At 65.0% G+C, this 12,666-nt stretch carries 12 protein-coding genes; 10 read left to right on the plus strand and 2 right to left on the minus strand.

The features are described 5' to 3' along the window. Positions 1-4 precede the first annotated feature (4 nt). The 10 genes from AC1Z32_RS02605 (at position 5) to AC1Z32_RS02650 (ending at position 10,780) form a co-directional block, all read left to right on the plus strand. On the plus strand, positions 5-967 hold the full coding sequence (locus tag AC1Z32_RS02605; protein WP_483477143.1) for a DUF58 domain-containing protein: 963 nt from the start codon (positions 5-7) through the stop codon (positions 965-967). Then, the gene (locus tag AC1Z32_RS02610; RefSeq protein WP_483477144.1) at positions 964-1,479 is read left to right on the plus strand and encodes a DUF4381 domain-containing protein; all 516 of its coding nucleotides are present in this window, start codon (positions 964-966) and stop codon (positions 1,477-1,479) included. The genes AC1Z32_RS02605 and AC1Z32_RS02610 overlap by 4 nt, the downstream gene beginning before the upstream one ends. Then, positions 1,466-2,485, plus strand: coding sequence for a vWA domain-containing protein (locus AC1Z32_RS02615; protein WP_483477145.1), 1,020 nt, complete (start codon positions 1,466-1,468; stop codon positions 2,483-2,485). Before AC1Z32_RS02610 ends, AC1Z32_RS02615 begins: the two co-directional genes overlap by 14 nt. A 1-nt stretch (position 2,486) precedes the next feature. After that, positions 2,487-4,076: a vWA domain-containing protein gene (locus tag AC1Z32_RS02620; protein WP_483477146.1), complete on the plus strand. Its 1,590-nt coding sequence runs from the start codon at positions 2,487-2,489 to the stop codon at positions 4,074-4,076. After that, a complete protein-coding gene (locus AC1Z32_RS02625; protein ID WP_483477147.1) occupies positions 4,073-5,386 on the plus strand; it encodes a hypothetical protein in 1,314 nt (437 codons plus the stop codon). The genes AC1Z32_RS02620 and AC1Z32_RS02625 overlap by 4 nt, the downstream gene beginning before the upstream one ends. 38 nt (positions 5,387-5,424) lie before the next feature. Then, a complete protein-coding gene (locus AC1Z32_RS02630) occupies positions 5,425-6,510 on the plus strand; it encodes a linear amide C-N hydrolase (RefSeq protein WP_483477148.1) in 1,086 nt (361 codons plus the stop codon). Positions 6,511-6,618: 108 nt separating this feature from the next. Continuing rightward, a complete protein-coding gene (locus AC1Z32_RS02635) occupies positions 6,619-7,305 on the plus strand; it encodes a DUF3348 domain-containing protein (RefSeq protein WP_483477149.1) in 687 nt (228 codons plus the stop codon). Between the two features lie 10 nt (positions 7,306-7,315). Next, positions 7,316-9,562, plus strand: a complete 2,247-nt coding sequence (locus AC1Z32_RS02640; protein WP_483477150.1) for a DUF802 domain-containing protein — start codon at positions 7,316-7,318, stop codon at positions 9,560-9,562. Beyond that, positions 9,559-10,206 carry an OmpA family protein gene (locus AC1Z32_RS02645; RefSeq protein ID WP_483477151.1) on the plus strand — a complete coding sequence of 216 codons (648 nt, stop codon included), beginning with the start codon at positions 9,559-9,561 and terminating at the stop codon, positions 10,204-10,206. Before AC1Z32_RS02640 ends, AC1Z32_RS02645 begins: the two co-directional genes overlap by 4 nt. Beyond that, positions 10,199-10,780, plus strand: a complete 582-nt coding sequence (locus tag AC1Z32_RS02650; protein WP_483477152.1) for a DUF2894 domain-containing protein — start codon at positions 10,199-10,201, stop codon at positions 10,778-10,780. Before AC1Z32_RS02645 ends, AC1Z32_RS02650 begins: the two co-directional genes overlap by 8 nt. Before the next feature lie 46 nt (positions 10,781-10,826). Here AC1Z32_RS02650 and AC1Z32_RS02655 read toward each other — a convergent pair whose 3' ends face one another. Both AC1Z32_RS02655 and AC1Z32_RS02660 read right to left on the minus strand, forming a co-directional pair. Further along, on the minus strand, positions 10,827-11,825 hold the full coding sequence (locus AC1Z32_RS02655) for a transketolase family protein (protein ID WP_483477153.1): 999 nt from the start codon (positions 11,823-11,825) through the stop codon (positions 10,827-10,829). Next, positions 11,822-12,664, minus strand: a complete 843-nt coding sequence (locus AC1Z32_RS02660) for a transketolase (RefSeq protein WP_483477154.1) — start codon at positions 12,662-12,664, stop codon at positions 11,822-11,824. The genes AC1Z32_RS02655 and AC1Z32_RS02660 overlap by 4 nt, the downstream gene beginning before the upstream one ends. Positions 12,665-12,666: the final 2 nt, after the last annotated feature.

The following is a 12,666-nucleotide window of genomic DNA, read 5'->3' on the forward strand; positions in this document are numbered from 1 at the left end:
TTCGATGGCGGCGAGCGCAGAGGATCCGATCGGAAGCGTGTATGTCGATGCCGCGCATCTCGCTCGGCTCGAATACCGCGCGCGCGGCCTGAGCTTTCTCGCGCCGGCGCCGGTGTCGAGCATTCTGTCGGGCAGGCATGCATCGCGCATGCGCGGGCGCGGTTTGAACTTCGAGGAACTGCGCGGCTATCTGCCCGGCGACGATATCCGTCATCTCGACTGGCGCGTGAGTCTGCGCACCGGCAAGCCGCATGTGCGCGTGTACACCGAGGAACGCGATCGTCCCTTGCTCGTGGTGGTCGATCAGCGCATGAGCATGTTCTTCGGATCGAGCCGCGCGTTCAAGTCGGTCGTCGCGGCCGAAGCGGCCGCGCTCGCGGTATGGATGGGTTTCGCGGCGGGCGATCGCGTGGGCGGCGTCGTCTTCGGTGACGACGAGATCGTGCGCGTGCGGCCCTTGCGCAGCAGAACGCGCATCGAGATGCTGTTCGGTGCGATCGGCCGCATGAATCGCGCACTCGCCGCCGACAGTCCCGCGCGCACGAACTACACGCAACTGAACGCCGCGCTCGAAGGCGTGCTGCAGATCGCGGGGCATGATTTTCTCGTGTGCATCATGAGTGATTTCGCGGGCGCCGATGAACGCACGCGCCAGCTCTTGCGGCAACTCTCGGCCCATAACGATGTGATCGCCGCGCTCGTCTTCGATCCCATGTGGCAGCGCATGCCGGCGCATCGCGCGCTCGTCGTCAGCGAAGGGCGCCTGCAGGTGGAATTGCGTATCGAGAACGAACGCGTGCGCGCGCCGCTCGCGAGTCTCTTCAGGGGCCGCGCCGCCGAGATCGCGGACTTGCTGCGCGCGAGCGGCGTGCCGTTGATGGCCTTATCGACGGCGGAGCCCGTTGTCGATCAGGTGCGCAGGCTATTCGGCGAACGGCCGCGTCATGCGCCGCGAGGCGGCCTATGAGCGACGCGCTCGTTCCGCAAGACACGCCGGCCGCGCTGCAAGCGCTGCGTGAGTTGCCGTTGCCCGCGCCGGTTTCGTATGCGCCGCAGACCATCGGCTGGCTGTTCGTCGCGTTGCTGGTGGTCGTGATCGCGCTCGTCGCCGCATTGTTTGCGTGGCGTCGTCGTGAGAAGTCGCGTTACCGTCGCGAGGCGCTTGCCGCGCTCGCACGCATCGAATCGAAGCTGAGCGATGAATCCACGCGCGCGGAGGCGCTCGCCGAACTCGCGCCCCTCATCAAGCGCACGGCGCTCGCAGCCGCCCCACGCGGGCAAGTAGCCGCACTGAGCGGCGCATCATGGCTTGCGTATCTGAAGAAGACGAACGGCTCGTTCGACGATGAAAGCGGCGCTTTGCTCTACACGGCAAGCTATGCGCCCGCTGAACTTTTGGCCGCCGTCACGCGCGAGAAAGCAGAGCGCCTCGCGCGGGCCGCACGCGACTGGATCGAGCATCATCATGTGGAAGCTTGAATTCCCGTGGATGTTCCTGCTCTTGCCGCTGCCCGCGCTCGTGTGGTGGCTCGTGCCCGCATATCGCACGACGGCCTCGGCGGTGCGCATGCCGTTCTTTCAGGAAATGGCGCAAGCGGCCGGAGAAAAACCCGCGCCCGGCGGTGTGCGTCTGCGCAGCAACTGGCTTCAACGCGTGCTGATGCCCTTGCTCTGGGGGCTCCTGCTGATCGCGGCGGCGCGTCCCGTCTTCGTCGAAGCACCCGTCACGCGCGACATGCCCGCGCGCGATCTGCTGCTCGCGATCGATCTGTCTCAGTCGATGAGCGAGCGCGATTTCATCGACACCGCAACGAACGAACGCATGGATCGCCTGAGCGCGGTGAAGCGCGTGGTTGCGGATTTCATCGCGAAGCGCAAGGGCGACCGCATCGGTCTCGTCGTGTTCGGCGATGCCGCGTATCCGCAAGCGCCCCTCACGCTCGATCACGACAGCGTGCTGATGCTGCTCGACGCTATGCGTATCGGCATGGCGGGGCCGCGCACGGCGATAGGCGATGCGGTCGGTCTCGCCGTCAAGCTGATGGAGAACACGCCCGCGCAGGAGAAGGTGCTCGTGCTGCTCACCGACGGCAACGACACCGCGAGCGCGATTCCGCCCGAGCAGGCGGCGCGGATCGCGAAGCGGCATGGCATCGTCGTGCATACGATCGGCATCGGCGATCCGGACACGCAAGGCGAGGACAAGGTCGATCTCGACGCGCTCGCGCGCATCGCCAAGACGACGGGCGGCAGCGCGTTTCATGCGCTCGGACGCGAGCAGGATCTCGCCGCGGTGTACGCGGATATCGACAAGATGACGCCCGAGAAGATCAAGCGCGAGATTTACCGTCCGCAGCGCGAGTTCTATTGGGTGCCGCTCGCGCTCGCCGTGTCGATACTCACGCTGTATCACATCCTCGCGTATCTCATCGCGATGTTGCGCGCGCCGCGCCGCGCGGCGCCAATGGACGAGGCGGAGGCCTGACATGGCCATCGATCTCACCGCGTTCCATTTTCTGCGGCCCATGTGGCTTCTTCTGCTGATTCCCGCCGTGCTGCTGCCCTTCGTCTGGCTGCGCCGCAACGACGTGCGCGCGCGCTGGCGCAATATCATCGCGCCGGACTTGCTGGATCATCTGATCGTCGGCGAGAAGACGCGGCGCCGCGTGCAGCCGGTGCATGCGCTGTCCGCGCTGATCGCGCTCGGCGCGATATCGGTTGCGGGACCGACATGGCAGCAGGAGCGCCCGCCCTTCGATCAGGACAAGGCGCCGCTCGTCGTCGTGCTGGAACTCGCGCGTTCGATGGATGCGGCGGATATCGCGCCGACGCGCATCGAACGTGCGAAGCAGAAGGTGCTCGATCTCGCCGCGGCGAGAAAGGGCGCGCGCACGGGGCTTGTCGTGTTTGCATCGAGTGCGCATCTCGTCGTGCCGCCGACGGAAGATCCCGCCATGCTCGAACTCTATGTGCCCGCGCTCGCGCCCGAGTTGATGCCGCGCGATGGCAAGAACGCAGCGGCTGGCCTCGCGATTGCCGAACGCATGCTGCAAAAGAACGAAGCGGCGGGCACGATCGTTTTCATGAGCGACGGCTTCGACGATAGCGGCACCGATGCGTTTTTGCGTATCGCGAAGGCGTCGAAGCATCAGCTGCTATGGCTCGCGGTGGGCACGGAGAACGGCGGTCCGATACGCAAATCGAACGGCGAGCTTGCGATGGACGATGCGGGCCGTCCTCTCACGGGCACCTTCGATGCCGCGTCGATCCGCAAGGTCACGCAGGCGGCGTCGATTCCGCTCGCGAGCATGCGCGCCGATGACGACGACATCGAATGGGTGCAGCGCCGCGCGCAGGTCTATCTGGAAGCGGCGCAGGAAACGAAGATCGTGCCGCGCTGGAAAGAGAGCGGTTATTGGCTCGTGCTGTCGATACTCGTGATCGCGCTGTATTGCTTCAGGCGCGGATGGACGGTGAAATGGCTGCCCGTCGTATTGATTGCGCTTGCGACTACCGGTGCGCCCAGCCTGGCGCGCGCGGCTTCGTTCGAATGGCGCGATCTCTTCGCGACGCACGATCAACAAGGCCGATGGAGCTTCGAGCACGGCGATTACAAGCGCGCCGCGCAACGCTTCGACGATCCGATGTGGAAAGGCCGCGCACAATATCTCGCGGGCGACTATGCCGATGCGCTCGAAACATTCTCGCGCATGAATACGGCGCAGGCGTACTTCTATATCGGCAATACACTCGCGCATCTGAAGGACTATGAAGGCGCGGTGAAGGCGTATGACAACGCGCTCGCCCGTCGCGCCGATTTCGCCGATGCGCGCGCGAACCGCGATCTGGTGCAGAAGCTTGTCAAGGACGAGAAGGACGAGAGCGACGAATCCACGACGCTGAAGCCCGATCAGATCGACGTGCAAAAGAAGAAGGGCAAGGAGGGCAAGCGAGTGCTCGTAGAGGGGCTGCGCCCTTCGGAAGAAGCATGGATGCGCAACCTGAACACATCGCCGGCGGCGTTCCTGCATCAGCGGTTCGCGCAGGAGGCGGGAGGCGGGGGAGGCGGACCATGATGCGCCGCTTCGCCGCGACGCTCTGCGTGTGGCTCGCATGCTCGTTCGCATGGGCCGACGACGCGCCACGCACGATGCTGCGCGCGCATCTCGAACCATCGGGGCCGGTCGTGGCGGGCAGCGCGGTGAAGCTCATCGTCGATGCGCTGACGACGACCTGGTTCACCGCCGCGCCCGACTGGCCGCTCTTCGAGATGCGCGATGCATTCGTCACGCTGCCCGATGAAAACGCGCTGAACGTCAACGACACGATCGACGGCGTGCGATGGTTCGGCGTGAGCCGCGTGTATCGCATCGTTCCGCGCACGTCGGGCGCGTTCGATGTGCCATCGTTTTCGATCACACTGCATCCGGGCGGCATGAACACGCCCGTGGCGCTGCAGACGCCGCCGCTCAGGTTCACCGCGACGCTGCCGCCGGGCGCAGAAGGCATGACCTCGTTCTTTCCCGCGCCCAAGGTCACGGCAACGCAGCGCATCGAGCCCGGCGACGGCAAGCTCGAAGTGGGCGGCACGGTGACGCGCATCGTCACGCAGCGCGCAGATGCGACCGAGTCGATGCTGATCGCGCCGGTTCCGTTCGGTGATATCGAGGGCTTGCGCCGCTATCCGAAGCCGCCCGCAACCCGTAATATCTCCGACGATCGCACCGGGCTCGTCGCGGGCGAGCGGACCGACACGGTCACGTATGTCGTGAACAGGCGCGGGCGCTATGAACTGCCGCCGATCGACATCGAATGGTGGAACACGGCGACGCATCGGCGCGAAACGATTCGTCTGCCCGCCGTGCACTTCAACGCGCGGGCGGCTCATGAAAAACCGCTGTGGGAGATTCCCGCCGATGCGCTCGCGGGCGCGGCGCGCCACACGGTGATCTTCCTGAACGCGCGGGACATCGTGTATGCGTGCATCGTGCTGGCTTGCGTTGGAGCGGGCGTTTGGTTCTATCCGCGCGTCAGGATGGGGCTCGAACGGTTGTCGCGCTGGTGGATCGCGGAGCGCAGGAAGCGGGCGGAGGGCGAGTTCGCCGCGTGGCGCGCGTTGAAGCAAGCCATCGATTCAGGCGTGATGAAGCGCGTGGTTCCGGCGCTCTATCGATGGATGGATGCGAACCCGCGCTTCGCGCATCCCGCGCGCCTCGATGAACTCGGTCATGAAGCGGACCCCGCGCTGAAGGAACTCGCGAAAGCGGTCGAATCGCACTACGAAGGCGCGGACAGCGGCGTGCACGTGACGCTGCATCGCCGGGCGCGATGGACGCGTTCACGCCGCACGCGAGGCCCGGCTCTTCCGCCGCTCAATGAAGGATGATGCAGGCATTTCAATCATCGACGAGAGGGAATACGGCCATGACCCGACTGACTCAGAAGCTCGCGTGCATCGTCGCGCTCGCATTGCTGTCCACGTCGCTTGCGCTGGCTTGCACGCGTGCGCTTTATGTCGGCGACAAAGGCCTCGTCATCACGGGCCGCTCGATGGACTGGTCCGAGGACATGCGCTCGAATCTCTGGGTGATGCCCGCGGGCATCGAACGCGATGGCAACGCGGGGCCGCGCTCGATCAAATGGAAATCGAAGTACGGGAGCGTCGTGGTGTCGGGTTACGAGATCGGCACGGTGGATGGCATGAACGAGCGCGGGCTCGTCGCCAATGCGCTCTATCTCGCGGAGACCGACTACGGCAAGCCCGACCCGAAGCGCGATCCGATGTCGATCAGCCTGTGGGCGCAATACGCGCTCGACAACTTCGCGACCGTCGGGCAAGCCGTCTACGTGCTTTCGCGCGAGCCGTTCCAGATCATCGCGCCGCCTTTGCCCAACGGCAAACCGCTCACGATTCATCTTTCGCTTTCCGATGCGCGCGGCGATTCGGCCATTTTCGAGTACATCAACGGCAAGCTCATCATTCATCAGGGCAAGAAGTACAAGGTCATGACGAACTCGCCGATCTACGACGAGCAGCTCGCGATCGATACGTATTGGAAGAGCGTTGGCGGCATGGGCTTTTTGCCGGGCACGAATCGCGCGGCGGACCGCTTCGTGCGCGCTTCGTTTCTGCTCGATGCGATTCCGAAGCAGGCCGACGCGAACTACATGGCAGGCGTGCCGCAGAAGTCGTATGCGTTTCAGGCGGTGGCGAGCGTGATGAGCGTCATGCGTTCGGTGAGCGTGCCGCTCGGCATCAGCGCGCCGGAGCAGCCGAATCTTTCATCGACGATATGGCGCACGGTGTCCGATCAGCAGAACCTGATCTATTACTTCGATTCGGCCACGCGGCCGGATACGTTCTGGGTGTCGCTGAAGAAGCTCAACCTGAATCCGGGCGCGCCGGTGATGAAGCTCACGATCGATGCGGGACAGGTCTTTTCGGGCGAGGCGGCGGGCAGCTTCGTCGCGGCGCCCGCGTTCGCTTTCATGCCCGCGAAAGCGCCTTGACGGGCGCGCTCGCCGCCGCGTCGCCATGACTCGGCACGAAACGAGGCAGCCACTTCGTCGACGAAGGTAAAATACTGTCCTTTTGCCCCCGGTGATCCTGTGCAAGGCATGAAGCGCACGGCATTCAGCGGCCCGGCGCTCGTTCGCCTGCTGGCACATTTTGCCGATCTCGACGTTCAAGAACCCGCTCAATCGCTTTCGGACCGCCTGAGCCAATGGCTCGGCTGGACCGATGCGATCGCGCTGTCCACCGCGCTCGCGACCGATCCGCCCGCCGCATTCGGCGCGCGATCCGTTGCGCGCGGCGTGGAAGAGGAGTGCGCGCGCGTGCGGTCCTCGCTCGCGGGCGCCTTCGCGCGCGAGGAAGCGGCCGCGCGCCGCAGGCATCGCGCGGCGGTGCAGCCGTCGCCGGATGAGGCGCCGCCCGACTACGCGGACTTTCGCCAGCGCTATGTGTCGCTGCAGCAGGCGATGGAGTCCGATATCGGTGCGCTGCGGGCTCGCTTGCGGGCGATGCTCGCGGCGAAGTCGCAGGACATGGCGCGCCTCGCCGTCGTCGATGCCGTCATGGAACAGGCATTGAGCGCGCGCGAGCGCACGCAGCTCGCCAACGTGCCCGCATTGCTCGGCAAGCACTTCGAGCGCTTGAAGAGCGCCCACGCTTCGCAGGAAGCATCGACGCCCAGCGCATGGCTCGATGTGTTTCGCAAGGACCTGCAAAGCGTGCTGCTCGCCGAACTGGATATTCGTTTTCAACCGATCGAAGGCTTGCTCGCGGCTCTTCGCACCCGCTAACTGGCTCGCTATGCCCAGAAATCTTTTGAACATTGCTGTCTTTTCGATTGGCCTCGCCGCGGTTCTCGGCATTGGCATCGCGTATATCGCGTCGAATGCGATCGCGTTCGCCGTCACGCTCGTGATCGCCGCATGCTATCTCGCGGGCGCGGCCGAACTGCGCCGCTATCAGCAGATCACCGTCACGCTGGAGCAGGCCGTCGCGCAACTGACGAGCGCGCCGCGCAGTCTGGCTTCGTGGCTCGATACGCTGCATCCGAGCCTGCGCAATGCGGTGCGGCTGCGCGTCGAAGGCGAGCGCGCGGCTCTGCCGGGGCCGGCGCTCGCGCCGTATCTCGTCGGCCTGCTCGTGCTGCTCGGCATGCTCGGCACGCTGCTCGGCATGGTCGCGACCTTGCGCGGCACCGGCACCGCATTGCAGAGCGCATCGGATCTGACGGCGATCCGCGCGTCGCTCGCCGCGCCGGTCACGGGCCTCGGCTTCGCGTTCGGCACGTCGATCGCGGGCGTCGCAACTTCCGCGATGCTCGGCCTCTTGTCCGCGCTATGCCGCCGCGAACGCGTGCAGGTCACGCAGCAACTCGACATGAAGATCGCGACGACGCTGCGCGCTTTCACGCAGGCGCATCAGCGCGAGGAAACCTTCAAGCTGCTGCAACTTCAGACAGAGCTGATGCCAAAGCTCGTCGACCGTCTTCAGTCGATGACGCTCGCGATCGAGCAGCAGAGCATCGCGGCGAGCGAACGGCAGATTGCGAGTCAGGATGCGTTTCATGCGAAGGCGGAGACCTCGTACCGGCGGCTTGCGACATCGGTGGAGCTATCGTTGAAGCAGAGCGTCGCCGATAGCGCGCGTGCCGCGAGCGCCGCGCTGCAGCCCGTCATGCAGGCGACGATGGACGGCATCGCGCGCGAAGTCACGGCGTTGCATGGCAGCGTGGAACAGGCCGTCGCGCGTCAGCTCGAAGGATTGTCGAGCGGCTTCGAGACATCGTCGGCGAAGGTCGCGGAGATCTGGAACCAGTCGCTTGCGAAACACGCGCAGTCGAATGCAACGCTCGTCGACGAGATGAGCGGATCGCTCGACCGCTTAGCGCTGGCATTCGATCGGCGCGCGGCGCATCTCGTGGAAGGGGTGTCCGCGCAGATGGATCGCGTGTCGGGCGGGCTGGAGTCGTCGGTCGCGAAGCACGAGCAGTCGAGCGATGCGCTCGTCGCGCGCATGGATGCATCGCTGGAACGCTTCGCGCAGACGTTCGAAACGCGCTCGTCGAGCCTGGTCGATGACGTATCCGCGCGCCTCGAAACCGCGACGGGCAACCTGTCGCAAGCATGGCATGAAGCGCTCGCGCAGCACGCGCGCGCGAACGGGCATGCAGCCGAACAGAATCAGAATGCGTTGACCGCCGCCGCGGCCAGCTTCGGGCAACACGCGGCGTCGCTCGTGCAATCGGTCGATCGCTCGCACGCGGACCTGCGCGCGGAACTCGCTCAGCGCGGCGAGGAACGTCTCGCGGCATGGAGCAACGCGCTCGATACGATGGCCGCTTCGCTGGGCGATCAATGGCAGGAAACGAGCACGGTGGCCGCGAATCGTCAAAAGGACATTTGCGATGCGCTCGCGCAAGCCGCGCATGCCATGTCCGCGCAGTCGCAGGCGCATGCGAGCGCGACCATCGCGGAGATCGAGCGTCTCGTGCAGGCCGCATCCGAAGCGCCGAAGGCCGCGGCTGAAGTGGTCGCCGAGATGCGTCAGAAGCTCTCCGATTCGATGGTCCGCGATACCGCGATGCTCGAAGAGCGCAGCCGTCTGCTCGCCACGGTCGAGACCTTGCTCGATGCGGTGAATCTCGCATCGAACGAGCAGCGCGCCGCGATCGACGCTCTCGTCGATACCTCGGCCACATTGCTCGAACGCGTCGGCACGCAGTTCACCGGCACCGTGGAAGCCGAAGCCGGCAAGCTCGGTGCGATGGCCGCGCAAGTGACGACGAGCGCTGTCGAAATGGCGAGCCTGTCGGATGCGTTCGGCGCCGCCGTGCAGTCCTTCGGCGCGTCGAACGACAAGCTCGTCGCGCATCTCGAACGCATCGAGAGCGCGCTCGACAAATCGCTCGCGCGCAGCGACGAGCAACTCGCGTACTACGTCGCGCAGGCGAAGGAAGTGATCGACCTGAGCATGATGTCGCAGAAGCAGATCGTCGAGGACCTGCAGCATATCGCGGGTCAGCGCGTGGCCGGAGCGCGGGCGGCATGAACGAGGAAATCGACGGCGGCGCGGAACACGCCGCGCCGATCTGGGCCGCGTTCGCCGATCTGATGTCGGTGCTGCTGGGCGCGTTCGTGCTGATACTCGTCGGCGTGATCGGCGTGCAGTTGCAGCTCGAGAACAAGCTCGACGAAGAGGTGAAGCATCGGCAGCAGGAAACGCAGCGCCGCAAGACGCTGGAGCAGGCGCTCGCGGGGCCGCTCGCGTCGGGGCGCGTGACGCTCGTGAACGGGCGCATCGGCATTAGCGGCAATGTGCTCTTCGCGCTCAACTCGGATCAGTTGCAGCCGCAGGGCCGCGACGTGCTGAAGAGCCTCGCCGGGCCGCTCGACACCTACCTGCGCGCGCACGAGGAGATTCTCATGGTGAGCGGTTTCGCCGACGATCAGCAGGTGCACGAAGGCAACCGGCGCTTCGCGGACAACTGGGAGCTTTCGGCGAAACGCGCGTTGACGGTGATGCGCGCGCTGATCGATGCGGGCGTGCCGTCGTCGTCGGTGTTTGCCGCCGCGTTCGGCTCGGAGCAGCCCGTGAGTTCCAACGCCGATGAAGGCGGACGCGCGAAGAACCGGCGCGTCGAAATCTCGGCTGTGCCGCGGCCTTCGAACGGCGCGGTGAAGGCGCATGAGTAACGCGGCATCGGCACGCGCGATGCTCGACGCATGGCGTGCGAGCGGCGACGATCGCGCGAATCCCGTGCGCTTTCATCTCATCGATGCATTGGACCGGCGCGCGGCCGCGTATGAAGGCGAGGCGCGCCGCATGCTCGATGAACGTGTCACGCAATTGCTCGATGCGTATCAGCGCGATATCGAGCGTGCCGCTTCGACTAGCGCCGAAAACAAGGACGCTTCCGAATGCGGACCGCTCGCGATGCTCGTCGAAGACATCGCGAAGGCGTCTTCTTTGCACCGGTCATCGCATGCGGAGTTGCTCGATTACTTTCGCTCGGTGTGGTCGCGTGTCAGCGCGGAAAAGCAGTTGCGCGATTCGTTCGCGCAAGTGCCGAAGAACGCAGGGCCGCTCAATTCGAGCAGTCTCGTGCATCGGTCGCTGTCGCTGATGCGCGAGCTGTCGCCGGGCTATCTCGAGCAGTTCCTCGCCTATGCCGATGCGCTTTCGTGGATGGAAGAGATGAACGGTCCCGGCGTGATCGTCGCGAAAGAGGCCCCGGGCGCGAAGAAGAGTGGACGCAGGAAAAAATGATGAAGCGCCGCGCGATCGAAGTGAATGCGCGGCGCGAGTGAGTGCATTACGCGAGCCAGCCTTTGATCGTGTCCGCCATCACATTCGTCGAGATGCCGTAGCGATCGTGCAGCGTGGGCAATGCGCCCGCATCGAGGAATGCATCGGGCAGCGCGATCTGGCGATACGCAGGCGTCACGCCCGCCGTGAGCAAGGCGGTCGCGACTGCTTCGCCCAAGCCGCCGATCACCGTATGGTTTTCGGCCACCACCACGAGACGCCCCGAACGCTTTGCCTCGCGGATGATCGTTTCGGTGTCCAGCGGCTTGATCGTGGGCACGTGCAGCACGGCTACGTCGACGTTGTCGGCTTGCAGCGCCTTCGCGGTCTCGAGCGCGCGCATCGTCATAATGCCCGACGAGATGATCAGCACGTCGCGGCCATCGCGCACGAGCTTCGCCTTGCCGAGCTCGAACTGGTAGTCGTATTCGTCGAGCACGGCGGGCACGTTGCCGCGCAACAGACGCGCATACACCGGACCTTTGTGCGCGGAGATCGCGGGCACCATCTGCTCGATATCGAGCGCGTCGCACGGATCGATCACGGTCATGTTGGGCATCGCGCGCATCAGCGCAAGGTCTTCCGCCGCCTGATGGCTCGGGCCGTAACCCGTCGTGAGTCCCGGCAGCGCGGCGACGATTTTCACGTCGAGATTGTCTTCCGCGATCGTCTGATGGATGAAGTCATACGCGCGGCGCGTCGCGAACACCGCATACGTCGTGACGAACGGTTGCGCGCCTTCATGCGCGAAGCCCGCCGCCGCGCCCATCAGCAGCTGCTCGGCCATGCCCATCTGGTAGTAGCGCTCGGGAAATTCCTTCGCGAAGATATGCAGGTCCGTGTACTTGCCGAGATCGGCCGTCATGCCGATGATGTTCGTCTTCGTGCGCGCCTCTTCCACGAGCGCGTGGCCGAACGGTGCCGAACGCGTGAGCTGGCCTTCGCCTGCAATCGACGCGATCATCGCGGACGTCTTCAGGCGCGGCTTCTTCTCGATGGTGCTCATGCTTGTCTCCCTGCTTCGAGTGCTTCGAGCGCCAGTTGCCATTCATGGGCATCGACGCGGATGAAATGATTTTTCTCGCGCTGTTCGAGGAAGGGCACGCCGCAGCCCATCTTCGTATCGCACACGATGATGCGCGGCTTCGCTTCCTTCAGGTTGCGCGCGTTGTCGAAGGCTTCTTTCACGGCGTCGATATCGTTGCCGTCCACGCGCTGCACATACCAGCCGAATGCTTCGAGCTTGTCGACGAGCGGCTCGAAGGACATGATCTGCGTCGAAGGGCCATCGGCCTGCTGATTGTTCACGTCGACCATCGCGATCAGGTTGTCGAGCTTCCAGTGCGCGGCGGACATGAGACCTTCCCAGATCGAGCCTTCGTCGAGCTCGCCATCGGAGAAGAGCGTGTAGACGAAGGACTTCGAGCCTTTGCGCTTGAGGCCGAGGCAACGTCCCACCGCGATCGTAAGTCCTTGGCCGAGTGAGCCGCCTGACATTTCCATGCCGGGCGTGTAGCTCGCCATGCCGGACATCGGCAGGCGGCTGTCATCGCTGCCGTAGGTTTCGAGTTCTTCCTGCGGCAGGATGCCCGCTTCGAAAAGCGCGGCGTACAGCGCGATTGCATAGTGACCGTTCGACAGCAGGAAGCGGTCGCGGCCTTCCCATTCGGGATCTTCCGGGCGGTAGTTCATCGCGCCGAAGTAGGCAACCGCCAGCACATCGGCAATGTCGAGCGCCTGGCCGATATAGCCCTGGCCTTGCACTTCGCCCATCAGGAGGGCGTTGCGGCGGATGCGGTAGGCGCGCTCGGCGAGCGTCACCTCTTCGATGACGGGAGTACTCATGC

Source organism: Caballeronia sp. 11_S32 (genome assembly GCF_056930355.1).